The organism is Salinicola sp. DM10, assembly GCF_017306975.2.
Taxonomy (GTDB): domain Bacteria; phylum Pseudomonadota; class Gammaproteobacteria; order Pseudomonadales; family Halomonadaceae; genus Salinicola.
The window spans coordinates 143,689-167,832 of record NZ_JAFLEN020000006.1; the positions used below are offsets into that span (position 1 = coordinate 143,689).

Annotated in this window: 22 protein-coding genes; 6 read left to right on the forward strand and 16 right to left on the reverse strand. The window is 66.4% G+C overall.

The features are described from left to right. Nucleotides 1-5: 5 nt before the first annotated feature. Both J0A90_RS17190 and J0A90_RS17195 read right to left on the reverse strand, forming a co-directional pair. A complete protein-coding gene (locus J0A90_RS17190) occupies nucleotides 6-992 on the reverse strand; it encodes a FecR domain-containing protein (RefSeq protein WP_207033942.1) in 987 nt (328 codons plus the stop codon). Continuing rightward, nucleotides 985-1,533, reverse strand: coding sequence for a sigma-70 family RNA polymerase sigma factor (locus J0A90_RS17195; protein WP_370635810.1), 549 nt, complete (start codon nucleotides 1,531-1,533; stop codon nucleotides 985-987). Before J0A90_RS17195 ends, J0A90_RS17190 begins: the two co-directional genes overlap by 8 nt. 193 nt (nucleotides 1,534-1,726) lie before the next feature. On the opposite strand from J0A90_RS17195, the gene J0A90_RS17200 reads away from it, so the two are divergent. Beyond that, nucleotides 1,727-2,011 (forward strand): hypothetical protein, encoded by a 285-nt coding sequence (locus J0A90_RS17200; RefSeq protein ID WP_207033946.1) that lies wholly within the window; start codon nucleotides 1,727-1,729, stop codon nucleotides 2,009-2,011. A gap of 166 nt (nucleotides 2,012-2,177) precedes the next feature. Here J0A90_RS17200 and J0A90_RS17205 read toward each other — a convergent pair whose 3' ends face one another. Together J0A90_RS17205 and J0A90_RS17210 are read right to left on the reverse strand one after the other, a co-directional pair. Beyond that, entirely contained in the window at nucleotides 2,178-2,813 is a 636-nt protein-coding gene (locus J0A90_RS17205) for a peroxiredoxin (RefSeq protein WP_207033947.1), read from the reverse strand. A 213-nt stretch (nucleotides 2,814-3,026) separates the two neighbouring features. After that, nucleotides 3,027-4,094 (reverse strand): aldo/keto reductase, encoded by a 1,068-nt coding sequence (locus tag J0A90_RS17210; RefSeq protein ID WP_207033949.1) that lies wholly within the window; start codon nucleotides 4,092-4,094, stop codon nucleotides 3,027-3,029. A gap of 198 nt (nucleotides 4,095-4,292) precedes the next feature. On the opposite strand from J0A90_RS17210, the gene J0A90_RS17215 reads away from it, so the two are divergent. Next, nucleotides 4,293-5,279 (forward strand): AraC family transcriptional regulator, encoded by a 987-nt coding sequence (locus J0A90_RS17215; RefSeq protein WP_207033951.1) that lies wholly within the window; start codon nucleotides 4,293-4,295, stop codon nucleotides 5,277-5,279. Here the strand turns inward: J0A90_RS17215 and J0A90_RS17220 are convergent. Continuing rightward, nucleotides 5,249-5,719, reverse strand: a complete 471-nt coding sequence (locus tag J0A90_RS17220) for a C40 family peptidase (protein WP_233076901.1) — start codon at nucleotides 5,717-5,719, stop codon at nucleotides 5,249-5,251. The two genes, J0A90_RS17215 and J0A90_RS17220, sit on opposite strands and share 31 nt — an antisense overlap. A gap of 315 nt (nucleotides 5,720-6,034) precedes the next feature. Between J0A90_RS17220 and gloA the strand changes: the two genes are divergently transcribed. The 3 genes from gloA (at nucleotide 6,035) to J0A90_RS17235 (ending at nucleotide 10,232) form a co-directional block, all read left to right on the forward strand. Then, the gene (gene gloA / locus J0A90_RS17225; RefSeq protein ID WP_207033953.1) at nucleotides 6,035-6,565 is read left to right on the forward strand and encodes a lactoylglutathione lyase; all 531 of its coding nucleotides are present in this window, start codon (nucleotides 6,035-6,037) and stop codon (nucleotides 6,563-6,565) included. Nucleotides 6,566-6,850: 285 nt separating this feature from the next. Continuing rightward, nucleotides 6,851-8,506, forward strand: coding sequence for a glucan biosynthesis protein (locus tag J0A90_RS17230; RefSeq protein ID WP_207033955.1), 1,656 nt, complete (start codon nucleotides 6,851-6,853; stop codon nucleotides 8,504-8,506). Nucleotides 8,507-8,873: 367 nt separating this feature from the next. Continuing rightward, nucleotides 8,874-10,232, forward strand: a complete 1,359-nt coding sequence (locus tag J0A90_RS17235) for a Na+/H+ antiporter family protein (RefSeq protein WP_207033957.1) — start codon at nucleotides 8,874-8,876, stop codon at nucleotides 10,230-10,232. 46 nt (nucleotides 10,233-10,278) lie between these two features. Here J0A90_RS17235 and J0A90_RS17240 read toward each other — a convergent pair whose 3' ends face one another. Further along, complete coding sequence (locus J0A90_RS17240) at nucleotides 10,279-11,190, reverse strand: polysaccharide deacetylase family protein (RefSeq protein WP_207033959.1); 912 nt, start codon at nucleotides 11,188-11,190, stop codon at nucleotides 10,279-10,281. 168 nt (nucleotides 11,191-11,358) lie between these two features. On the opposite strand from J0A90_RS17240, the gene J0A90_RS17245 reads away from it, so the two are divergent. After that, nucleotides 11,359-12,537, forward strand: a complete 1,179-nt coding sequence (locus tag J0A90_RS17245) for a M42 family metallopeptidase (RefSeq protein WP_207033961.1) — start codon at nucleotides 11,359-11,361, stop codon at nucleotides 12,535-12,537. Nucleotides 12,538-12,593: 56 nt separating this feature from the next. Here J0A90_RS17245 and J0A90_RS17250 read toward each other — a convergent pair whose 3' ends face one another. The 10 genes from J0A90_RS17250 to katG all read right to left on the reverse strand — a co-directional run bounded on the left by J0A90_RS17250 (nucleotide 12,594) and on the right by katG (nucleotide 24,005). After that, on the reverse strand, nucleotides 12,594-13,532 hold the full coding sequence (locus tag J0A90_RS17250; protein WP_207033963.1) for an efflux RND transporter periplasmic adaptor subunit: 939 nt from the start codon (nucleotides 13,530-13,532) through the stop codon (nucleotides 12,594-12,596). A gap of 102 nt (nucleotides 13,533-13,634) precedes the next feature. Further along, complete coding sequence (locus J0A90_RS17255) at nucleotides 13,635-13,850, reverse strand: DUF1656 domain-containing protein (protein ID WP_035475058.1); 216 nt, start codon at nucleotides 13,848-13,850, stop codon at nucleotides 13,635-13,637. Beyond that, nucleotides 13,840-16,098, reverse strand: coding sequence for an FUSC family protein (locus J0A90_RS17260; RefSeq protein WP_207033965.1), 2,259 nt, complete (start codon nucleotides 16,096-16,098; stop codon nucleotides 13,840-13,842). The genes J0A90_RS17255 and J0A90_RS17260 overlap by 11 nt, the downstream gene beginning before the upstream one ends. Nucleotides 16,099-16,346: 248 nt before the next feature. Then, nucleotides 16,347-16,976, reverse strand: a complete 630-nt coding sequence (locus J0A90_RS17265; protein WP_207034026.1) for an OmpW family protein — start codon at nucleotides 16,974-16,976, stop codon at nucleotides 16,347-16,349. 151 nt (nucleotides 16,977-17,127) lie between these two features. Then, complete coding sequence (locus J0A90_RS17270) at nucleotides 17,128-18,354, reverse strand: winged helix-turn-helix domain-containing protein (RefSeq protein ID WP_207033968.1); 1,227 nt, start codon at nucleotides 18,352-18,354, stop codon at nucleotides 17,128-17,130. A gap of 91 nt (nucleotides 18,355-18,445) precedes the next feature. Beyond that, on the reverse strand, nucleotides 18,446-19,519 hold the full coding sequence (locus J0A90_RS17275) for a metal ABC transporter substrate-binding protein (protein ID WP_207033970.1): 1,074 nt from the start codon (nucleotides 19,517-19,519) through the stop codon (nucleotides 18,446-18,448). Nucleotides 19,520-19,778: 259 nt separating this feature from the next. Further along, nucleotides 19,779-20,663 carry a metal ABC transporter permease gene (locus J0A90_RS17280; protein ID WP_035475051.1) on the reverse strand — a complete coding sequence of 295 codons (885 nt, stop codon included), beginning with the start codon at nucleotides 20,661-20,663 and terminating at the stop codon, nucleotides 19,779-19,781. Continuing rightward, nucleotides 20,660-21,370: a metal ABC transporter ATP-binding protein gene (locus J0A90_RS17285; RefSeq protein WP_207033972.1), complete on the reverse strand. Its 711-nt coding sequence runs from the start codon at nucleotides 21,368-21,370 to the stop codon at nucleotides 20,660-20,662. The genes J0A90_RS17280 and J0A90_RS17285 overlap by 4 nt, the downstream gene beginning before the upstream one ends. A gap of 2 nt (nucleotides 21,371-21,372) precedes the next feature. Continuing rightward, nucleotides 21,373-21,519, reverse strand: coding sequence for a hypothetical protein (locus J0A90_RS17290; RefSeq protein WP_207033974.1), 147 nt, complete (start codon nucleotides 21,517-21,519; stop codon nucleotides 21,373-21,375). Between the two features lie 197 nt (nucleotides 21,520-21,716). Continuing rightward, nucleotides 21,717-24,005: a catalase/peroxidase HPI gene (katG, locus tag J0A90_RS17295; RefSeq protein WP_207033976.1), complete on the reverse strand. Its 2,289-nt coding sequence runs from the start codon at nucleotides 24,003-24,005 to the stop codon at nucleotides 21,717-21,719. Nucleotides 24,006-24,144: the final 139 nt, after the last annotated feature.

Sequence of the window (24,144 nt, forward strand, 5' to 3'; positions counted from 1 at the left end):
TTTTCTCAGGCGGGCTCGACGCGAATCCACCAGCGGGTGCGTGAGACGACTTTGATGGGTAGCGTACGCGTGAGATGGCGCAGCAGCGCTGACTGATCGTCGAGCTGGTAAACGCCGGAGAGTCGCAGCCCAGCCACGTGCTCGTCGCAGCCGACAAATCCGAGGCGATAGCGCGCCAGTTCGGCGAGAAACTTGTCCAGGCGGATATCGTTCACTACCAGCATGCCTCTGCTCCAGGCATCGGGGTCGAGCGCCGGCGCTGCGACGGGCGTGGTCGTCGCGCCATCGAAGCGGACCGTCTCCCCGGGTACCACGATTTGTCTGGTGGTGCCGGGCTGGTCGAGTGCCACGCGCCCAGCGCTGACATGGAGGCGGCTCGTGGCGGCGGTGTCGCGAACGCTGAAACGGGTGCCCAGCGCCTCGCAGATTCCATGGCGGCACGCCAGTCGCAGCGGGCGATGGTGCAGGCTCGCTACGTCCGAGCCGCTCTCTACGAGCACCTCGCCGCGGGCGAGAACCAGCCGGCGCTGGTCGTTATCGAAGGCCACGTCGAGCGCGGAATCCGTGTTCAGCGTCACCCGGGTCCCGTCGGACAGTGAGATCCGGCGGCGTTCGCCGATCGCGGTGGTGTAGTCAGCTTGCCATGGCAAGCGCGCGGGGCTCAGCCAGAGGCCGGCACCGCCGACGGCGCAACCGGTGAGCATCAGTTTCAATGCCCGACGCCGTGCCAGCTCCCGGTTGCCACGGTCGAGAATGGAAAGTGCCTCGGTAGTCGTGGGTAGCCGCTGGGTGATGTCGTCTAGCTCGGCGCTCATCCCTGCGACACGGCGCCATGCCAGCGCGTGGTCCGGCTGCTCGTCGCACCAGCGGTCGACCTCTTCGAGGAGTCGCGGGCGCTCTGCGGCGCTGGCAGACGCCAGATGCATATGCCAGGCGATGGCGCGACGCACGATCGCCTCGGTGGGCGCGGGCGCGCCGTTGGCATCACTCATCCAAGAAACGCAGCCGGTAGCAGTGATAGAGCGCATCGGCGACATATCGCTCGACCGTGCGCGACGAGACGCCCAATCTCGTGGCGATGTCGGCGTAACCCAGGCCGCCCAACTGACGTAACAAAAAAGCATTGCGGACCGCAGGCTTGAGCCCGTCGAGCAGCGCGCTCAATTGCGCCAGAAGTTCCAGTGCCTCTTGCTGCGCCTCTGGTGAGGGTGCCTGATGCTCGGGGAGGGCAGCCAGCGTCTCCAGGTAGGCCTTTTCCAGCGTGCTGCGCCGCCAGTGATCGATCACCAACCCCTTGGCGATCGTGATCAGTAAGGCCCGCGACGGCTTGTCTGGCGCTTCTGATCGCCGCGTCAGTACCCGCAGGAAGGTGTCATGTGCCAGATCCGCCGCTCGATCCGAGCAGGTCAGGCGACGGTAGAGCCAATGGCGCAACCAACCGTGATGCGCGCGATACAGGTTCTCGAAAGCGGTGTGGGAGTCGACGGACATTGGCGTTGAGAGCTCGATCGCATCAGGGCTGGCAAAGATCACGCGGCTCACAACATTAAACGCGAATCAATCTCGTTTCAATTGCGCCTGGCGTGATTCTCCGCGCCAGCCCGGGGACGACTGCCGTGGCGCGTCGTCAGCCTCGCCCTGCTCAGAGATTCTGCCGGCGAAAATCCGTCGGACGATCGGTCGTCTAGGCTATCGGTATTGGCCGTCGAGGCTATCGATAGTCGGCATGACCATTATCGACGCCTTCAATTTTCCGTCACACTCTTGTGCTTATATCCTTGCTGTCAATCCCCCCAATATCCCTCTCGCAAGGAGACGCAGCGTGAAAATCTCAGGGCGCATCAAGGCGTTGATCATCATGGCCGTGGTTATCTACGTGGTTGCCCACGTAGTGCGTGTCATGGTGATGATGCTGGCGCGCTCGGCCACGCTGCGCCTGCCGGCCCGCGAGGCGCGGCCGCGCCTGACGCGCGACGAGCGCAAGGCGCTGAAGTCCTGCTCACGTTGCTGAGTCATTGCTGCTCGCTCGCAAGACAAGACTGCAAGCCAAGACCGTAAGCCAAGACCGCCAGACAAAAAAGCCCGCGCTCGATGAGCGCGGGCTTTTTTAGGGACTTGCTTGTCGCGCTTTTTACGGCGCTTTTCATACAAAGATCTTACGAGATCGGGCAGCCGGCTTATTTGTTGGGCTGCTTGGTCACGCGCAGGTAGGGCTTTTTCTCGTCCCAGCCGTCGGGGAACAGCGTCTTGGCCTTCTCGTTGTCGATCGACGGTACGATGATGACGTCGTCGCCATCCTGCCAGTTCACCGGCGTGGCAACCTTGTGGCTGTCGGTCAGTTGCAGGCTGTCCAGCACGCGCAGGATCTCGGCGAAGTTACGCCCGGTGCTGGGCGGATAGGTGATGGTCAGGCGCACCTTCTTGGCCGGGTCGATGATGAATACCGAACGCACGGTGTTGGTGCCGCTGGCGTTGGGATGGATCATGCCGTAGGCCTCGCTCACCGAACGGTCGGCATCCGCCAGCAGCGGGAAGTTGAGCCCGCAGCCCTGGGTCTCCTCGATATCGCCGACCCAGCGCTGGTGGTCGTCCAGCGGGTCGACGGAGAGGCCGATCGCCTTGGTGTTGCGGCGTTCGAACTCCGGCTTGAGGCGCGAGACCTCGCCGAGTTCGGTGGTGCACACCGGGGTGAAGTCGGCTGGGTGGGAGAACAGGATGACCCAGCTGTCGCCGGCCCACTGGTGGAACGAGATCGGCCCTTCGGTGCTCTCCTGGGTGAAGTCCGGGGCGGTATCGCCGAGCTGTAACGCCATGACACTCTCCTGTTTGCCTGTTGACCTGGGGTGGCCGTGAAGCCGGGTTCGCACGCTCATCATGACGTAGCGCCGGGGACGTGTGAAACAACCGCTGGCGCTAACGACATGCCCGACACCCCGGGCGATGGCGCCGGCCTGGGATGTCGTTCTCTGTCTGAAGTGGTAGCGCTGCAGGCGTTTCTCAAGCCCTGCGCAGGATTCGACGCGGTATCAGCGCTTGCGTGCCTGGCGCAGCTGCTCGCGGCGGTAGTCGCCCTGGCGCTCGAGCATCCAGCCTGGGTACTCGGCGGGCAGCGCGCTGACCTGGTCGAGCCGCGCCAGTTCGTCGTCGCTCAGCGTGACCCCGGTCGAGGCGATGTTGTCGTCGAGCTGATCGAGCCGCTTGGCGCCGACGATCACGCTGGTCACGCGGGGCTGGTGCAGCAGCCAGGCCAGGGCGATCTGGGCCACCGAGACGCCCTTGGCGTCGGCGATCTCGCGCATGGTGTCGATGCAGTCGAAGCCGCGTTCGCGGTCGACCGGCGGGAAGTCGAAGCTGGCGCGGCGGTCGCCTGCCTGGGCTTCGCCGTCACGGCTGTACTTGCCGCTGAGTAGCCCACCCGCCAGCGGGCTCCACACCATCAGCCCCAGATCCTCGCTCTCGAGCAGGGGGATCAGCTCGCGCTCCAGATCGCGCCCAGCCACGGTGTAGTAGGCCTGCAGCGACTCGAAGCGGTGCCAGCCGTTGCGCTGGGCGATCCCCAGCGCCTTCATGATCTGCCAGGCTGCCCAGTTGGAGACGCCGACATAGCGCACGTGGCCATGCTCGACCAGGGTGTGCAGGGCGCGCACGGTCTCCTCGATCGGCGTGGCGGGGTCGAATCCATGAATCTGGTAGAGGTCGATATGCTCGAGCTGCAGCCGCTTCAGGCTCGCCTTGACCCCTTCCATGATGTGATAGCGCGAAGCGCCACGATTGTTGACGCCGGTCGAGCGGTAGGGGTCATTGGTGCCGGTGGGGCCGAAGACCTTGGTCGCCACCACCACGTCGTCACGTGCCACGCCGAGGTTCTTGAGCGCCTGGCCGGTGATCACCTCGGACTGGCCCTGGGAGTAGACGTCGGCGGTATCGATGAAGTTGATGCCGGCGTCCAGCGCGCGGCCGACCAGCTTGTCCGCGTCCGCCTGCTGCAGATCGCCGATCTGGCGCCACATGTCGCCGTCGCCGCCGAAAGTCATGGTGCCGAGACAGAGTTCAGAGACGAATAGGCCGGTGTTGCCGAGCTTGCTGTAACGCATGGGAGAGCTCCTGAAACGCGGGTGAAAGGCCGGCGTCGAGCGTCGCCGGTGTCACCACAGTATGGTCAAGGCCGGGTGCGGTGACTGGCTCGATCCGGTCGGATATTTGCTCAAAACTCTTTGTCGTCTTGATAGCCGCCGCGCCGGCTGTCGGCTTGGCGTAAGCTGGGCCGGCGCGACAGAGAGGAGGGCGGGGCCGTGCAGCTTTATCGGATAGGTGAGTTGGCGGCGCCGGTACGCCAGGAGGGGACCGCGGCGAATGCCCGGGCGCTGCGTCAGGAGCTGGTCGAGTTGCTCGATCGTCTGACCCGCGGGCGCCAGGGCAAGTTGCCCACGGCGATCCCCGGGCTCTGTATCAACCGGCTCGACGCGCCGCAGCCGCCACGCCACGTCATTCATGACCCGGTCTTCAGCGTGATCGCCCAGGGGGCCAAGCGGCTGGCGGTGGGCGAGGCGCTGTTCGAGTACGACCCCATGCACAGCCTGCTCGCCGCGGTGGATATGCCGGTGCTGGCCGAGGTCACCCAGGCCAGCCGTGAACGCCCCTATCTGGGGTTGCGCCTGGATCTGGATCTCGAGTGCATCGGCGAGCTGCTGCGTGACCCCGGCCTGCCCGCCATCGCCGCTCGCGAGACCGCGGGCGGGCTCAGTGTGAGCGCACTGGAAACGCCGCTGCTGGAGGCCTGCGTGCGCTTGCTGCGGCTGCTCGAGACGCCGGCGGACATCCCGGTACTGGCACCAATGCTGCGGCGCGAGATCTTCTACCGCTTGCTGCGCGGCGAGCAGGGAGCGCGGCTGGCCCAGATCGCTAGTCAGGAGAGCCATGCCCATCGGGTGGCGGCAGCGGTGCGCCGGCTGCGCGAGGGCTACGCCGAGCCGTTGACGATCGCCGAGCTGGCCGCTGGTGTGCATATGAGCGTCTCCGCCTTTCATTATCACTTCAAGGCGCTCACGGCGATGAGCCCGCTGCAGTATCAGAAGCGGCTGCGGTTGCAGGAGGCGCGGCGGTTACTGCTGGGCGAGGATCTGGAGGTGACGCTGGCGGCGCAGCGCGTGGGCTACGCCAGCCTGTCCCAGTTCAGTCGCGAATATCGGCGCTGCTTCGGGCTCTCGGCGCAGCAGGATCGCCAGCGCTGGCGCCGCGGCGAGCCGGGTCAGTCGGCCGGGGCCGCCGCTCCCAGATAGTGCTGGCGCCAGTAGCGTACGTCCAAGGATGAGACCGTTACCGTGCGCCCGCTGCCGGGGGCGTGGATCATCTGGCGGTGGCCCATGTAGATGCCGACATGGGTGGCGCGGTTGCCGCCGCCGAAGAACAGCAGGTCGCCGGGGCGGGCGACGTCGATCTCGGGCAGGGCGTGGTACTGCTCGTTGGAGGTGCGTGGCAGCTGCACGCCGATCTTGGCGTAGGCCATCTGCACCAGGCCCGAGCAGTCGTAGCCGGCGGGGGTGCTGCCCCCCCAGCGGTAGGGCGTGCCGAGGGCATCCTTGGCCGCGGCCATCACCAGGATGCGCGAGATCGAGAGGTTGTCGCCATCGATCGCCGGGCCGCTGTCACGGGTCACGATCGCTTTCTGGGTGCTGCAGCCGGCAACTAGCAGCAGGCTGCACAGCAGCAGCCATCCCAAGCGTTGGAAAGGGGCCTTGATGGATACCCCTCTCGGGCCCATCGCAGAACAGCGTATTACGGGTGTCGCCATGCCAACTCGTCTCGCGCCGGTTTGTCAGAAGTGTAGAGTAGGCGGCGGGCAGGCAACAGAGCATTGCCCCTGCCCGGTTGAGACGCCGGGACATGCCCCCCATCTCTCTACGACAAGCCTGCAAGGCTATAGATTTTCAAGACTATAGGCTTTCGAGCATTAAAGGCCGTCGTCGCAAACGGCATTCAGCCTGGCCGCGACGCAGGTGCCTCATCATCGATCATACACAGGAGGAGAGTGCTCATGAGTATCGCCGAAGACCAGGTGCCGGGCGTCGAGCCCGCCACCGCCGAGAGCCAGGGTTTCGTGTTCAACCACACCATGCTGCGGGCCAAGGACCCCAAGGTCTCGCTGGCGTTCTACACCCGAGTGTTCGGCATGCGCCTGCTGCGCAAGCTCGACTTCCCGGAGATGCAGTTCACGCTCTACTTCCTCGGCCACGCCGAGGCCGGAGAGGTGCCGGAGGATGATGCCGAGCGCACCGCCTACACCTTCTCGCAGAAGGGCGTGCTCGAGCTGACCCACAACTGGGGTAGCGAGAACGACCCCGAACTCAGCTATCACGACGGTAACGCCGAGCCCCAGGGCTTTGGCCATATCTGCTTCGCGGTGCCGGATCTGGCCGCCGCCGAGCGCTGGTTCGACGCCAACGACGTCGAGTTCAAGAAGCGTGCCGACGAAGGCAAGATGCCCAACGTGGTGTTCGTCAAGGACCCGGACGGCTACTGGATCGAGGTGGTGCAGCCTTCGCTCTCCGCCGGCCTCGGCGACTGAGCCGCACGCCTTCGCGCGGCGCTGGCCGGCGTCGCCCTGACGCCGGCCATCCGTGCTGCTTCTCGCGATCACCCCGCGCTTCTCTCACTTCCCCCGCTTGAGTCGCCACGTGTGCCGGCTTGCCATCGACGCCGCGCCAAGACCGGCTCTGCCCGGGAACCCATCCGCCCGGCCAGCGTCTTATCATGAGATTTTATCGATGCAGCCCGGCGCGCGACGATCGGGTATGCTGCCAATCGTTGGTCCACCGCGGTCGGACTCGAGACGAAAAAGGATGGGGTGTTCATGGATCGTAGAAGTGTACTGAAAAGCGCCATCGCGCTGGCGGCCTGGTATGGCGTGCCTTCGGCGCCACTGTTCGCGGCGGCAAAGGCCTCCAGCGGTATCGCCGATGGCAAGTCGCAGGCGTTCAGTTTCGACTGGCTCAAGGAGTACGCCGGCTCGCTGGCGGCAAAGCCCTACCAGAGCACGGTCGAGAAGCTGCCGCCGACGCTGGCCAACCTCACCCCGCAGCAGTACAACGCCATCGGCTACGATCCGGCCCATTCGCTGTGGCACGACATGAAGGGGCCGCTGGATATCCAGTTCTTCCATGTCGGCATGGCCTTCAATCAGCCGGTGCGGATGTACTCGATCGACCCGCAGACGCAGCAGGCCAAGGAGATCCACTTCCGCCCGGAGCTGTTCGATTACAGCAAGGCGGATGTCGACGTCTCCCAGCTCGAGGGCCAGGGCGATCTCGGCTTCGCCGGCTTCCGTGTGTTCAAGGCGCCCTCGCTGACCCAGCGCGACATCGTCTCGTTCCTCGGCGCCAGCTACTTCCGCGCGGTCGACGACACCTATCAGTACGGGCTGTCGGCACGCGGCGTGGCGGTCAACACCTATACCGACGGTGAGCGCGAGGAGTTCCCCGCTTTCACCCGCTTCTGGTTCGAGACGCCGAAGCCGGGCAGTACCACCTTCACCGCCTATGCGCTGCTCGATTCGCCGAGCCTCGCCGGGGCCTACCGCTTCATCATCCACTGCGAAGAGACCCGCGTGGTGATGGAGATCGACAAGCATCTCTATCCGCGCGAGACGATCGCCCAGCTCGGCATCTCGCCGATGACCAGCATGTTCAGCTGCGGCACCCAGCAGCGCGACATGTGCCTGACCTTCCACCCGCAGATCCACGACTCCGACCGCCTATCGATGTGGCGCGGCAACGGCGAGTGGGTGTGCCGGCCGCTCAACAATCCGCCGCGGCTGCAGTTCAACACCTTCGACGACGACAGCCCCAAGGGCTTCGGGCTGCTGCAGACGGATCACGACTTCGAGAGCTACGAAGATATCGTCGGCAACTACCACGCGCGTCCGAGCCTGTGGGTCGAGCCCAAGGGCAACTGGGGCAAGGGCGAGATCCAGATGCTGGAGATCCCCACCACCGGCGAGACCATGGACAACGTGGTGGCGTTCTGGAAACCGGCCAAGCCGGTGCAGCCCGGCGAGACCTTCAGTTACGGCTACAAGCTCTACTGGAGCGCGCTGCCGCCGGTGCAGAGCGACCTGGCACGGGTGCGCAAGACCTTCACCGGTATCGGTGGCTTCCCCGAAGGGTGGGCGCCGGGCGAGCACTACCCCAAGGTGTGGGCGCAGCGGATCGCGGTCGACTTCATCGGCGGCGAGCTCAAGCACTTCTATGACGACGGGATTCCGGTGCATGCCCAGCTCGATGTGCCCGAAGGCAAGGTCGAACAGGTCGAGATCCTGTGGGTGGAGGAGGTCGACGCCTTCCGTATCCAGTTCGACTGGTATCCGACCAGCGACTCCACCGACCCGATCAACATGCGCCTGACCCTCAACGCCGACGGCAAGACGGTCAGCGAGACCTGGCTCTATCAGTACTTCCCGCCGGCGCCGGACGAGCGCCAGTACCCGGCGCACCCCAACCAGGCGGGCTGAACGACGCCTCGGGCGGCGGATATCCGCCGGACACCATGACGCAGGGCGGCCCGATGGCCGCCCTGCTTGCGTCTGGCGGTGTGGGTCTAGACCGGCGCCACGCAGCGGCGGGGCACCTGGCGCCCAATACCTCCCGTTTTCTCGCTTATGGCTGCGTGTTCGCCGCCATTGTCGACATCTCTTCATCCTGAGGGCAGTGGGCGCGCCCTGTGACCCCGGTTGGCCCTGACGTTGGGGGGGGGGCCGGGAGAGCAGGAAAATTCCGCTTTTCCCTGGCGTTCGCGGGCTGTGGCGATATCATCGGCGGCTTCGCGCGCAGGGTCGGCCGCAGGCGCCGGCGTCATGAAGCAAAGAGTCGAGGCGACGCATGAATGCAGTGGTTCTGGCCATCCTGGTGATGGTCACGTTGAGTCTGGCCCGGATACCGGTGGTCTTCGCGTTGATCGTGGCAGCACTGGTTGGCGGCTGGTATGCCGGTTTGCCGCTGGAGACGATCCTCTCCGCGTTCAACGATGGGTTGGGCGGTGGCGCTACGGTGGCGCTCTCCTACGCGGTGCTGGGGGCGTTCGCGGTGGCGCTGTCGCGCTCCGGCATCACCCAGTGGCTCTCTCACCGGGCGGTGGGCAAGCTGGCGCTGGATGGCAGCGGTCCGTCACGGCGCAGCGTGATCCTGGGGCTGCTGGGCTGTCTGCTGCTGGCGGCGATCAGTTCGCAGAACCTGATCCCGGTGCATATCGCCTTCATCCCCATTCTGGTGCCGCCGCTGCTGGGGCTGATGAACCGGCTCGAGCTGGACCGCCGCGCGGTGGCCTGCGTGATCACCTTCGGTATTACCGCGCCCTATATGCTGCTGCCGGTGGGGTTCGGGGCGATCTTCCTCAACGACATTCTGCTCAGCAACGTCAACGCCAGCGGCGCCGCTTACGGGCTCGAGGTGCAGGCGTCGCAGGTGCCGCTGGCCATGGCGATTCCCATTGGCGGCATGGCACTGGGGCTGCTCACCGCGGTGTTCTTCAGCTACCGCCGCAAGCGCCACTACGAGGACCTGCCCTATGTCGGCGAGAGCCCGGCCGATGAACACCATCCGGCGGCCAGCGCCGGCGGTCTGGCGCTGTGGCAGAAACTGCTGCTGATCGTCGCCCTGGTGGGCACGGTGCTGGTGCAGCTCTATACTGACTCGATGGTGCTGGGCGGGCTGTTTGGCTTCGCCGTGCTCGCGCTCACCGGGGTTTTCCGCTGGCACGAGCAGGACAGTGTCTTCACCGAAGGCATGCGCATGATGGCGCTGGTCGGCTTCATCATGATCGCCGCCGGCGGCTTCGCCAGCGTGATGCAGGCGACCGGCGCGGTCGACAGCCTGGTCGGCAGCTCCACCGCGCTGATCGGTGACCACAAGGGGCTGGCGGCGCTGATCATGCTGCTGGTGGGGCTGTTCATCACCATGGGTATCGGCTCGTCGTTCTCGACCATTCCGATCATCGCCTCGCTCTACGTGCCGTTGGCGCTCAACTTCGGCTTCTCGCCGCTGGCCACGATCGCCCTGGTGGGCACCGCGGCGGCGCTGGGCGACGCCGGCTCGCCGGCCTCCGACTCGACCCTGGGGCCGACCGCGGGGCTCAATGCCGATGGCCAGCACGACCACATCTGGGACAGCGTGGTGCCCACCTTCCTGCACTACAACGTGCCGCTGCTGGTGTTCGGCTGGATCGCCGCGATGACGCTGTGAGGGTGTCCGAGGCTCATTCGGCGCTCCTGCGAGGCTAACCCGGGGCTCACTCGCGGCTAGCGCTGGCCGTTTCTGCCTGCACCTGGCGGGCGATGGCGCCGGGGGTGGTCCACCACACGCCCTCGGCTTCACGGTAGCCGGCCAGCTCGGTGAGCACTTCGCGCAGCTGGCGCAGGCGAAACGGCTGGCCCACCAGCCAGGGGTGCAGGGCGATCCCCATCACCAGCCGCTGCTGCTGCGACTGCGCCAGCAGCTCCAGGAACTGATCGCGGATCATGGTGCAGAACTCCTGCATGCTCACCCGGTGGGTGGAGATGGTGGGTATGTCGTTGACCTCCTGCGGATAGGGGATCGACCACAGCGTGCCCCGGGTGGTGCGCATGGCGGTCGGGCGCTCGTCATGGGCCCAGTTGAGGACGTAGTCGAAACCCGCCTCGGCGAGCAGATCCGGGGTGTGCTCGCTCTCCGAGATCCAGGGTGACAGCCAGCCGCTCGGCGCCTGGCCCAGATGGGCCGCCAGGCGCTGGCGGCACTCGTCGATCAGGCGGCGTTCGGCGGCTTGCTCGAGCTGGCCCTGGCGCTCGGCGTTGGTATGGCCATGGGCGATGATCTCGTCGCCGCGCGCGGCGAAAGCCTCGATCAGCTCGGGGCAGTGGTCGAGCAGCGCGGTATTGGCGATCACTCCCGCCGGCAGCGCGAGCGACTCGAACAGTTCCAGACAGCGCCAGGCGCCGACCCGGTTGCCATACTCACGCCAGGCGTAGTTGAGTACGTCCGGCTCACCCTCCGGGGCGGGCGGGGCGATGCCCACGCCGCGCCCCTCGCCGAAGGCGTAGTGCTCCAGATTGAAGCCGAGATAGACCGCCAGACGCGTCTCGCCGGGCCAGTGCGCGGGGTCGCGGTCGGTGATCGGGCGGTAGGGGAAGCGGCCGTGGTGGCGCAGCGGCGGTTGAGACATCCTGTCGGCTCCTGTCCATCCTGGGGGGTGGCGCGGCACAGCCGCCGGCCATCGGGTCTACCCAGCGTAGCTTGCGCCATGCACTGGCGCTGCCCATTCGGGCGCGGGCACTGCTAAGCTGAACGAGGACTCTTCTTCTTCACGACAGACACCCGTCAGGAAGGTGGCATGAGCAAGACTACCGGCAAGAGCGCTGGTTCCAGCAAGAGCGCTAGTTCCAGCAAGAACACTAGGGCCAAGACGCCGAAACGCACGCGCAGCGGCGGCAAGCCGCTCGACGATCAGGCGATGGCGTTCCTCGAGCGCTATCTCAACAACGCCTCGCCCACCGGCTACGAGTGGGAAGGTCAGAAGCTGTGGATGGAGTATCTGCGTCCCTACGTGGATGAGTTCATCACCGACACCTACGGCACCGCGGTGGGCGTGATCAACCCCGACGCCGAGTACAAGGTGGTGATCGAGGGCCACGCCGACGAGATCTCCTGGTACGTCAACTACATCACCGACAACGGCCTGATCTACGTCATCCGCAACGGCGGCAGCGACCATCAGATCGCCCCCTCCAAGCGGGTCAACATCCATACCGACAACGGCATCGTGCCCGGTGTATTCGGCTGGCCGGCGATCCATACCCGGCGCCAGGGGCCGCAGGAGAAGCCGCCGGAGCTGGACAACATCTTCATCGATGTCGGTGCCAGCACCAAGGACGAGGTTGAGGCGCTGGGCGTGCACGTCGGCTGCGTGATCACCTACCCGGACGAGTTCTTCGTGCTCAATGGCGACAAGCTCGTCTGCCGTGCGATCGACAATCGCATCGGCGGTTTCATGATCGCGGAAGTCGCGCGGCTGCTGAAGGCGCGCAAGCAGACGCTCGATTTCGGCCTGTATATCGTCAACGCGGTGCAGGAGGAGGTCGGGCTGCGCGGGGCGGAGATGATCGCCGAGCGGTTGAAGCCGAACGTGGCGATCGTCACCGATGTCAGCCACGACACCTCGACGCCGATGATCGAACCCAAGCGCGAAGGCGCCAACAAGATCGGCGATGGCCCGGTGATCTGCTACGCCCCGGCGATCCAGAACAAGCTGCGCGAGCGCCTGATCCAGGTCGCCACCGCGCAGAAGATCCCGTTCCAGCGGCTGCCGCGTTCGCGCGCCACCGGCACCGATACCGACGCCTTCGCCTACTCCAACTCAGGGGTGGCTTCGGCGCTGATCTCGCTGCCGCTGCGCTATATGCACACCACGGTGGAGATGGTCCACAAGCAGGACGTCGAGCACGTGATCGAGCTGATCTACCATGCGCTGCTCGACATCAAGCCAGGCGAGACCTTCAGCTACTTCGAGTGATGGCCGGCGCCTGACACCTCCCGACCCGCGCCGGCGTTATCGCCGGCGCGCGCTTTTCACACGCTGATCAGATTCTCCCACCACCGCTTCACCGACACCCACCAATCGGGCTGCTGCTCGTGCTCGGCGCGATCGCCGCCGATGTAGATGGTGGCGGTGAGCCCGGCGGAGAGCTTGGTCCCCGGCGGAATGTCGTCGAGGGCGATGCGTACCGGAATGCGCTGCGACAGGCGCACCCAGTCGAAGGAGGCGTTGACCGAGGCCAGCCCGCCGTTCTGATTGCTCAGGCTGCTGTCGCTGATGCCGCGGGCGAAGCTGTCGACATGGCCCCAGATCGGGCGATCGTTGGCCAGCAGCTGGACCCGCGCCGGCTCGCCGATCTCGATGCTGTCGAGCTTGGTCTCCTCGAAGTAGCCCAGGGCGTAGAAGCTGTCGGCATCGACCAGGGTGAGGGTGTCGGCACCCACACCGACATACTGCCCCGGGCGCAGCAGCAGGTTGGTGACATAGCCATCCACCGGGGCGCGTACGGTGGCCCGCTCCAGGTCGAGTTCGGCCCTGGCCACCTCGACCTTGGCCTGCTCGACCGCGGCCTGGGCGGTCGACAGCGTGAAGCGGGCGTTGTCCTTGTCCTCCTGGGAGACATAGTTCTTCAACCGCTGGCGCCGGCCGCTGGCGGCCTGGGCCTCGTCGCGCTGCTGCTGCAGACGGTGCAGATTGGCGCGGGCATCGTCGAGCGCGAGCTGGTAGCGGCGCTTGTCGATGGTGAAGAGCACGTCGCCCTTGGCCACCCGCTGGTTGTCGTGAACCTCGAGATCGTCGACCAGCCCCGCCACGTCGGTACCGAGATGGATGACGTCGGCGCGGATGCGGCCGTCGCGAGTCCACGGGTCGTGCATGTAGTGGTTCCAGATCTCTGCTACGGCGACCAGGGCCGCCGCCACCAGTAGCAGCGTCAGAGCCAGGCGGATCGCCCGGCGGAGTCGGTGGGTCATGGTCATGGTGTCTCTTGTCTGGGTCTCAGGCAGTCTGTTGTTGTCGAACGAGTGTGGTGTTACATCCATGCCGGTAGCGCTGAGCGATAAGCGACACCGGGGTCAGCGCGCGATCGGCAGCGCGCCGCTGAGCGCAAGCACCGCCCACAGCAGCAGCGCGAAGATCGCGATATCGGCCAGCACCGGTTGCCACAGCCAGTGGTAGAGCCGCCAGCGCACGAACAGTCGGCGGATCAATAGGTAGAGCGCCAGCGCCAGCAGCACCGGCAGCGCCAGCGGGGGCAGCAGAAAGCCGAGGAACGACCACTCAGCGAACATGGGTGTCATCTCCCGTCTCTGGCTCGTCCGAGCCGGTGTCTGTCTCGTTCACGTCTGTGTCTGGCTCATCCGGCGCGGTATCTGCCTCGTCGGTCTCCGCGTCCGCCTCGCTGGGCTCAGGCTCGCGCTCGCGCGTGGCGGCGTTGTGTGCCGTCACCGGGTTTTCCTCTGCATCTTCCCGTGCATCTTCCTGGACGACGCCCTGCGGCCCCGGCGCCAGGGGGTCGCCCTGTTCCAGCGTAACCCCTGGGGCTGTACGCATCAGGTGCCCGAGCATGGCGATCTCGCCGATGCTGGCGATGGGCAGGCGGGTCTCGTGGTAGAGCCGCTCGACCCAGGAAATCGCCTCGTCGGCGAGCTGGCGCCAGACCGCCGGGTCGTGGCGCTGGCGCGCCAGCAGGCGAGTGCCGATGCCCGCCAGCCACGTCTCGATTGCCTCACGGTGTGTGTCCAGCTCCGGGCCCAGGCGGCGAATACGCCATACGCACAGCGCCAAGGCGTGGAGGTCGATCGCCTCGCGCAGCGCCGTATCGCTACCGCCCAGCGCCACCAAACGGCCGAGGCGGTCGTAGAGGCGGCTCTCCAGACGCGCGCGGCTGGGCTGGCTACGCTCACCGAGCAGCCGCGCAAGCCCCTGCCAGTAGGCTGCCATCAAGGTACGGATACGTTCGGCGGGTGAACGCTGGCGCATCACCGAGTAGGTGACCATGGCCACCAGGGTGCCGATGATCGAGGCCACCCCGCCGTTGATATAGCGCGCCGGGGCGAAGGTATAGGTCGAATTGAGATTGAGCAGGGTCATCATGGTGATCGCACCAGCCAGCCCCATCGCCGACCAGCGCGGGTGCGGCGTCAGCAGGGTGCCGATGGTCACCGGTACCGCCACTGCCAGGGCCAGCAGCGGGAAGCCGTTGATCACCGGCAGCACCAGGAACAGCAGCACACCGCCGAGCACCACCGCCGCCAGCGACCCCCACAGGAACTGGTAGACCACCGCCGCGGGGTTGGGCGCCTTGGCAAAGAGCATGGTGAAGACCCCCAGCAGCATCATCGCCAGGTAGCCCGAGTGCCAGCCGCTGTGGATCCAGTAGAGCCCCAGCAGCTCGAAGGCGACGAACACGCGCAGGGCGTTGTAGCGCGCCACGAAGTGCTCGTTGTGGGTGGTGCGCGAACGCCGTTTTCGCGGCAGCGTCTCGATCCGTGCCGAATCGGGGGCGGTCAGGGCGTGGCGCAGGCGCTGGCCGTGGTGGAGCAGATCGAGCACTTCGCCCAGGCGCTGGCGCACCAGCTCGGCGCGGGCACGACTGCGCGGCGAGACCTGCTCGGGGTCCCAGTCGAATGCCCCCAGCACCGGCGGCTCGCCCGGCTCGGCGGCGGGCTCGGCGGCGGTACGCTCGAGCACTGGCAGGGCCTGATCGAGCAGCGGTGACAGCCAGCGCTGGCCATCGTCGCAGGCGCGCAGATAGTCCAGCGCGGTTTCCAGCTCGCGGATCGCGGTGATCAGCGCCAGGCTGTCGCTAGCGAAGCGGTCCAGCGCGGGGATGAAGTGGCTCAGCCGCCGGGTCTCCAGGCGGGTCAGCCCGCGCAGCTTCTGGAACTGCTGGTAGTGGCCCAGCAGGCGCTTGAACTGGCTGTCGCGCAGCCCCCGCGGGCGCGGCTGCGCCAGCACGTCGAGGGTGTCGCGGGCGCCCTCGGCGAGAAACTCGGAGAGCGTCTGCGGCAGCGCACGGCTGCCGAAGCGCGGCGCGATGGCGATATGCGTCAGCAGCGCACAGCCGATGCCCAGGGCGGTCTCGCTGAAGCGCGCCTGGGCCACATGCCATATCTGATCGACCCCGGTGCCGATGGCGGTCAGCGAGACCAAGGTCGCGGTATAGCCGCTGAGCATCATCACGTAGCCGAGATACTCGTCCTGCTCGAGCATCACCCAGTACATGCAGAAGGTCAGCCAGCCGCCGGCGAACAGGAGATAGAGCATTGGCTGCTGGCCGAACAGCGAGATCAGCACCAGCCCGACGATGGCCCCGAACAGGGTGCCGAACAGCCGCGCCACGCCGCGCCCGATGATGATGCCGATGGGCGGTGTGCCGCCGGTGAACATGACCGGCTGCAAGGTCACGATCATCACCGCCAGGATCGCCCAGGCGGGCTGATAGAGATCCAGGCGCATGGCCAGGAACAGCGCCAGCCAGACGGCGAGCACGGTACGCAGGGCGAGCAGCCAGTGGTCGGCGGGAATGCGTGTCATAAAAGCACCAGCGCCCGGGCGTGTGTACACACCCGGGCCCGTCGTCGATGTCTCGAAAAGACGCGAAAAAGCAATCTAAAAGTTAGTCTGCGAAGTATTGCATCGACTACGACGTTTGTCTAGTGCTGGCCAGCGGCCTGGGGCAGACGAAAAAAAGCCACCGCACGGGTGGCCAAGGAGAGAGTGGGAGCTCCCTGAGAAGATCGGACCGCCGGCGCTGCTGGCCGGCGGCTGGAAAAAATGGTGGCCTAGAAGCGGTAGCCGAGGCCCGCCATGACCACCCAAGGGTCGATATGCAGGGTGGTGTCGTAGGACTGCCCGCCGACCTTGGCGGTGGCGTCGGAGTCGATATCCAGATACCAGGCGGCGGCGTTGAGCGACCAGTGGTCGTCGATCAAAAGATCGACCCCCAACTGCCCGGCGGCGCCCCAGGAGTCGTCCAGGTCGAGACTGGCGCCGGGCACGTCGATCTTTTCGTCGGAAAAGTGGGTGTAGTTGAGACCCGCGCCGACATAGGGCTGGACCCAGGCGTCGGTGCCGCCGAGCGGGTAGTACTGCAGCGTCAGCGTCGGCGGCAGATGCTTGATCGAGGCGCCTTCGCTGCTGTTCAGGTTGATATCGTGCTTGAACGGTGCCGCCGCCAGCAGTTCCACCCCGAAGTTGTCATGGAAGCGGTAGCCCAGGGTAAAGGCGAAGTCGCTCTTGTCCTGGACGTCGACATCGATGTCCAGGGCATCGAAGCGGCCGTTGTCGTCCTTGGGCGAGACCTTGGCCACACCGAAGTGAGTGAACCAGTCGCCGGCGCCATAGGCGAGGGCGGCGCTGCTCGGCAGTGCGGTGGCCACGGCGACGGCAGCGAGACAGAGATGACGAGTCATTGCGTTCATTAGCGTTCCCTTGTGCGATCCACAAGCGCAGGGTACGCGGCAAAGACCTTATAGTTAATGTGGTTATTTGTCGCAAAAGCAAACTTAGGCTGCGTACCGCCCCCTGGTTCTGACGCAACGCCGTCTCATCACAAACGCCGTCTCATTCCAGATGGCGGGCGAGCCACTGCCCCGGCGGGCGAGCATCGTGCAGCTGCAGGCGCAGCCCGAGCCATGCCGCCAGGCGTTCGAGCTCGCCCGACAGGGCGCTCAAAGCCTCGGCGTCCAGCGTGGCCCCCGGTTCCGGATGCAGCGCCAGCACGGCGAGCTGACCCGCATTGCGGCGCGCGCGCAGATCGAGCCGGGCGATCAGGCGCTCGCGATAGAGAAAGGGCATGACGTAGTAGCCGTAACGGCGCTGCGCCGGCGGCACGTAGAACTCCAAGCGGTAGTGGAAATCGAACAGCCGTTCGGTGCGCTCACGCGCCCAGATCAGCGAGTCGAACGGCGACAGCAGCGCCGCGGCCTCGACCCGGCGCGGCACCCGTGGCGTACCGCAGACGAAGGCGGTCTGACGCCAGCCGTGCACGGCCACCGGGATCAGGCTGGCGTCTTCCACCAGGGTCGCCAGCGCCGCGCGACTATCTGCGGGCGCCAAGCGGTAGTAGTCGCGCAGATCGCGTTCGGTGGCGACCCCGAGCGCCTGGGCCGCGTGGCGCAAAAGCTCACGGTGCGCTTCCAGCGGAGTCGGCTCGGGACGTGTCAGTACGGCGGCAGGGATCACCCGCTCGGGCAGATCGTACAGGCGTTCGAAGCCGCGGCGGCTGGCCACGGTCACCTCGCCGGCGGCGAACAGCCACTCCAGTGCCTGCTTCTCGGCGCTCCAGTCCCACCAGGCGCCGGCCGGCCCCTCGCGGGTGCTGAGCTCGCCGGCGCCGAGCGGGCCCTGGGCGGCGACCCGCGCCAGTACCTGGTCGATCAGCGTGCGCTGTTCGCGGCCGAAGCGCGCCAGATGCTTATAGATGCCCTGGCCGCGGCGTGCCCGGTGCATGCGCCAGCGCATCGCCGGATAGCTGGCGAGCGGCAGCAGCGAGGCTTCGTGGCCCCAGTACTCGAACAGGCTGCGCTGACGATTGCGGCCCCAGGCGAGTTCGTCGAGCAGCGCCGTGGGGTAGGCGCCGAGACGCGCAAAGAGCGGCAGGTAGTGCGAGCGGGCGAGGGCGTTGACCGAGTCGATCTGGAGCACGCCGAGGCGTGTCAGCAGCCGGCGCAGATGGCCGCGGTCGATCGCCGTGGTGGGCGCCGCGCCTAAGCCCTGGGCGCGCAGCGTCAGGCGGCGGGCCTGGGCCAGCGTCAGGGTGTCTTGGGCGGGAGGTAGCGCGGCGGACATGGCAGCTCAGAGCGACAGCGTGTAGCCATCAGTCTCGTCGAGCCGGCCAGGAAAGGCCAGCGGCGTGCGCCGCCGGCCCGTCGCGGTGGTCTCAGTGGTCGCCTTCCAGGGCGTCCATCAGGGTATCCACGTTGTGGCGGAACATGCCCAGGTAGGTGCTGCCTTCACCGTCCGGAGTCAGGGCGTCGGCGTAGAGGGTGCCGCCGATGGCGATCCCGGTCTCCTGATGCAGCTGCTGCACCAGCGCCGGGTTGCTCATGTTCTCCAGGAACAGCGCCTTGGCGTGGTTCTGCTCGATCTGCTGGATCAGCTGAGCCATGTCGCTGGCGCTGGGTTCGGCCAGGGTGTTGAGCCCAACCGGCGCGAGCAGCTTGAGGCCATAGGCGTGGGCGAAGTAGCCGAAGGCGTCATGGCTGGTGATGATCAGCCGGTCGGCCTCGGGGATCTTGGCCAGACGCTCGCGGGTCTCGGTGTCGAGCACTTTCATCTTTTCGATATAGCGCGCGGCGTTCTGGCGGTAGTCATCGGCGTGGCTGGGGTCGACCTTGATCAGACCGTCGCGGATATTGCGCGCGTACTGTTCGCCGTTGCGCAGATCCTGCCAGGCGTGGGGGTCGAGATTGCCGTGGTGATGATGCCCGGCCTTGGCATGCTCGTGATCGGCGTCGCCGTGGTCGTGATCGGCGTCGCCATGGTCGTGATCAGCGTCGCCGTGATCGTGGTCGGCATCGCCATGGTCGGCGTCGCCGTGGTCATGGCCGTGATCGTCGTCATCCGCGACTTCTTCGTCGTGGTGGCCGTCGAACGCCAGCGGCTGTATACCGCGGCTCGCCACCACCACGTCGCCCTGATAGCCACTGGCCTCGATCAGGCGATTGATCCAGCCCTCGAACTGCAGGCCGTTGACCACCACCAGATCGGCGCCGGCCAGTGACTGGGCATCGGAGGGCTTGGGCGAGAAGGTATGCGCATCGCCATTGGGGCCGACCAGCGAGGTCACCGCAATGTGATCACCGCCGATGGTCGAGACCATGTCGTCGAGGATGCTGAAGCTGGTGACCACCTTGAGCGGCTCGTCGGCATGGGCCGGGCCGAGCAGGGCCAGGCCCAGGGCGCCGGCGATCAGCCCCTGACGCAGAGTGGCTGAGAGCGAGAGACGGGACATCGCGAATTCCTCCTTCGGTTGCGCGGCAAAGACCGCAGTGACGTGACGACAAGCGCGGCGTGACGCCGAATGGACCTAGGCTCTGTACGAAAACTACCTGCGCTCGGCAATACGGCGTTAAAAATCGGCTGGAGCGCCAGCCCGGTCAAAAATGCTCATTTACACCTCGTAAACTCCGCTTTTTCGCCGATTTTTGCCTTGTCTTGCCTTCGCTCGCTGACTTTTCGTACAAACCCTAATGGCTGCCGGACGCGACGGCTCAGCCGTGCGCATCCGGCGGTAGAATCGGTTGTACCCGTCGGCGCCAGCGTGCGAACACGCTGTGGTAGCGGCCGAACAGCGCGGAGAGCAGATAGATCGCCCCCGCCAGCAGAATGATGCAGGGCCCCGAGGGCAGGCCGGCGTGATACGACAGCAGCAGCCCACCGACGCTCGAGAGCATGCCGATCGCGATCGCCAGCCCCATCAACCCTTCGAGACGCTTCGACCAGAAGCGTGCCGCAGTGGCCGGCAGCATCATCAGCCCCACCGCCATCAGCGTGCCCAGAGTCTGAAAGCCGGCGGTGAGATTGAGCACCATCAGCCCCAGGAAAAGCCCGTGCACCGCGCCGCCGCGAATCCCCTGGCCGCGCAGGAACAGCGGGTCGAGACACTCCACCACCAGGATGCGAAAGATCGCCGCGAGCACCACCAGGGTGGCGCTGGAGACGCCCACGATCAGCCACAGCGCGGTGGTGTCCACAGCCAGGATCGAGCCGAACAGCACATGGGTGAGGTCGACGCTCGAGCCGCGCAACGAGATCAGCATCACCCCGGCGGCCAGCGAGATCAGATAGAAACTGGCGATCGCCGAATCCTCGCGGTGCCCGGTCAGGCGCGAGACGCTACCGGCGAGCCCGGCCACCAGCAGCCCGGCGGCCAGCCCGCCCAGACTCATCGCGGGTAGCGAGAAGCCGGCGAGGAGAAAGCCTACCGCCACCCCAGGCAGCACCGCGTGGGCCATGGCGTCGCCGACCAGGCTCATGCCGCGCAGGGTGAGAAACACGCCCAGCGGTGGTGCCACCAGCGATAGCGCCAGTCCGGCTACCAGCGCGCGGCGCATGAAACCGAAGTCGAGCAGTGGCGAGATCAACCAATCGATCATGACGTCGGCCCCTGAGCGGCCGCCGCCACGGGCTGGCCGTTGGGCGCCCAGGCCATGGTCTGTGGCGTGTACCAGTGGCCGTGACCGCGGTCGAGATGGAGCACCCGGTCGGCCAGGCGGCGTAGCTGGTCGTGGTCGTGCAACACGATGATCACCGACACCCCCTCGGCGGCCATGTCGCGCAGAGTCTGGATCAGCAGCTCGACGGTCGCCGCGTCGACGTTGGCGAAGGGCTCGTCGAGCAGCAGCAGCTGGGCTTCCTGCATCAGCGTGCGGCCGAGCAGGGCGCGCTGGCGCTGGCCACCGGAGAGCTCGCCCAGCGGGCGGTGCTCCAATGCCTGCAGCCCCAGGCGCTGCATCACAGCCTGGCCGCGGCGATACTCCGCCGGGCCATAGCGGCGGAAGCTGCCGTGGGTGGGCCAGCAGCCGCTCATCACCAGCTCTTCGACGCTCATGGGGAAGGAGAGATCCAGCGCCAGCTGCTGTGGCAGCCAGGCGCGGCGGGCGTGGGGCACCTGGCACTGCACGCGCCCGCGTAGCGGCCGCAGCACGCCCATGATGCCCTGCACCAGGGTGCTCTTGCCGGCGCCGTTGGGGCCGACCAGGGCGGTGATGCTACCGGCGTCGAATTCGCCGCTGAGGTCTTCCAACACCAGGCGATTACCCTGGGCCAGCGACAGCGATTCGAGGGTCAGGATGGCGGCCATGCTCAGCCCAGCATCCCGACGGACCACGCCGCCGCCAGCCACAGCACGGCCAGCGGCAGCAGGGTGAGCAGCATGCGGCGCCCGGCGCCGAGCGACATCAGCGAGAAATGACAGGGCCCATCCGGGCGGTGGCGGTGACGATGCGACATGAAACGACCTCTTGGATAGGTCGTGAAGGTTATAATATAACAAAATCGCTGCCAAGGAGAATTGGTGCACCGTGGCGACGTTGGCAGGCAGAAAAACGACTCGACGCCCCAGTAGGGCGCCGAGTCGTCGATGCGTGAGCTAGCGAGGTATGAGACATGGCGATCCAGCGGAGGAGGCCGGATCGCCGCCGCACGCCTCAGACGTCGAAGCGGTCGTGCATCATCACCTTGTGCCACGCCTTGGCGAAGTCCTTGACCAGTTTCTCGTGGCCACCCTTCTGGGCGTAGAACTCGGCTAGCTGACGCAGTTGAGCATTGGCGCCGAAGATCAGATCGCAGCGGGTCGCCTTGAACTTCGTCTCGCCGGTGTGGCGGTCGTCGAGGGTGAACGTCAGCCCTTCGGCGTCGACCTTGTTCCACGCGAAGTCCGGTGAGGTCAGGTTGACGAAGAAGTCGTTGGTCAGCACGCCCGGGCGGTCGGTGAACACGCCGTGCTCCCGGTAGGCGCCCTTGGCGTTGACGTCGAGCACCCGCAGGCCGCCGACCAGTGCGGTCCACTCCGGCGCGGAGAGGCCGAGCAGGGCCGCGCGGTCGAGGAAGATCTGCTCCGGCGAGACGTTGTAGCGGATGTCGTCGCGATGGAAGTTGCGGAAGCCATCGGAGACCGGCTCGAGCCAGCGGAAGGTTTGCTCGTCGGTCTGCTCGGCGGTGGCGTCGTTGCGCCCCGGGGTGAACGGCACCTCGAGGGTGATGCCGGCATCCTGGGCCGCTTTCTCCACCGCGGCACAGCCACCGAGCACGATCAGGTCGGCCAGCGAAACCTTCTTGTTGCCGCTCTGGGCGCCGTCGAAGTCACGCTTGATGCCTTCCAGCACGCCGAGCACGTGGGCCAGGTCGTCGGGGTTGTTGACCGGCCAATCCTTCATCGGTGCCAGGCGGATACGCGCGCCGTCGGCGCCACCGCGCTTGTCGGAGGTGCGGAAGGTGGAGGCGGCGCCCCAGGCGACCGCGGCGAGCTGGGAGACGCTGACGTCGGCACCCAGAATCTTGGCCTTGAGCTCGGCGATGTCACGGCTATCGACCAGTTCGAAGTCGACCGCGGGGATCGGGTCCTGCCAGATCAGATCTTCCTGCGGCACTTCCGGGCCCAGATAGCGCGCCTTGGGGCCCATGTCGCGGTGGGTCAGCTTGTACCAGGCGCGGGCGAAGGCGTCGGTGAAGTAGTCGAAGTCGTCGAGGAATTTCTCGCAGATCTTGCGATAGGCCGGGTCGACCTTGAGCGCGATGTCGGAGGTCATCATCATCAGCGGATGATCGACGCCTTCGAGGTGGGCGTCCGGCGTACGCGGGGCGTTCTTGTCCACCGGGGTCCACTGCAGGGCGCCGGCGGGGCTGCGGGTCTGCTCCCACTCGAACTTGAACAGGTTCTCGAGGTAGCTGTTGTCCCACTGGGTCGGGTTCTGGGTCCACGAGCCCTCGATCCCGTTGGTCATGGTGTCTTCGGCGTTACCCTTGCCGCGCGGGTTGTGCCAGCCCAGGCCCTGGGATTCCATCGGCGCGCCTTCCGGGGCGAAGCCGATCTGGTCCGGCGGGGTCATGCCGTGGGACTTGCCGAAGGCGTGGCCGCCGGCGATCAGCGCCACGGTCTCTTCGTCGTTCATCGCCATGCGGCCGAAGGTGATGCGGATATCGGCGGCGGAGTCCTCGGGGATGCCCTTCTTGGCCGAGCCTTCCGGGTCGACGTAGATCAGGTTGGAGTTGGAGGCGGCCAGCGGCGCTTCGAGATCGTAGTCGTCGTCACCCGCTTCTCCGGTCCAGCGCAGGTCGCGGTTGACCATCTGATCCGGGTGACCCTCGAACGGGCCGCGCGGGGCGTCCTCGATCTTCTTGCCGTACCACGCCTCTGGACCCCAGTAGGTCAGGTTGTCCGGCTCCCAGGCGTCGATGCGCCCACCGGCGAAGCCGTAGGTGGGAAAGCCCATCACTTCCAGCGAGCAGTTGCCGGTGAGCACGATCAGGTCGGCCCAGGAGAGCGCGGCGCCGTACTTCTGCTTGATCGGCCACAGCAGACGTCGCGACTTGTCGATATTGCCGTTGTCCCACCAGCTGTTGATCGGGGCGAAGCGCTGCATCGCTTCGCCGGCACCGCCGCGGCCGTCGGCGATACGGTAGGTACCGGCGGAGTGCCACGCCATGCGGATCATCTGCGGGCCATAGTTGCCGTAGTCCGACGGCCACCAGTCCACCGAGGAGGTGAGTAGCGCCTTGATGTCCTGCTTGACCGCGGCCAGGTCGAGTTCGCTGAAGGCCTTGGCGTAATCGAAGTCAGGGTCTTCCGGGTTGGCCTGGGGCGCGTTCTGATGCAGCAGCTCGACCTTGAGGCGATTGGGCCACCATTGATCGGTGGTGGGTTCGGAGCCGGCGACGCCGCCCACGGTATCGCCAGCGAAAGGGCACTTGCCGCCGATCTTGATCTCTTCACTCATGCTGTCCGTCCTTAAACGCTACTGTGTCGACTTCCGATATCTTTCCGGCACCGCGATGACGACGCGGCGAGACGATATCGCAATGCGTCGGAGCGGCACTGCGCCCGGCCGCTCGCGTCTCGGCGTCGTCGCCGAATCT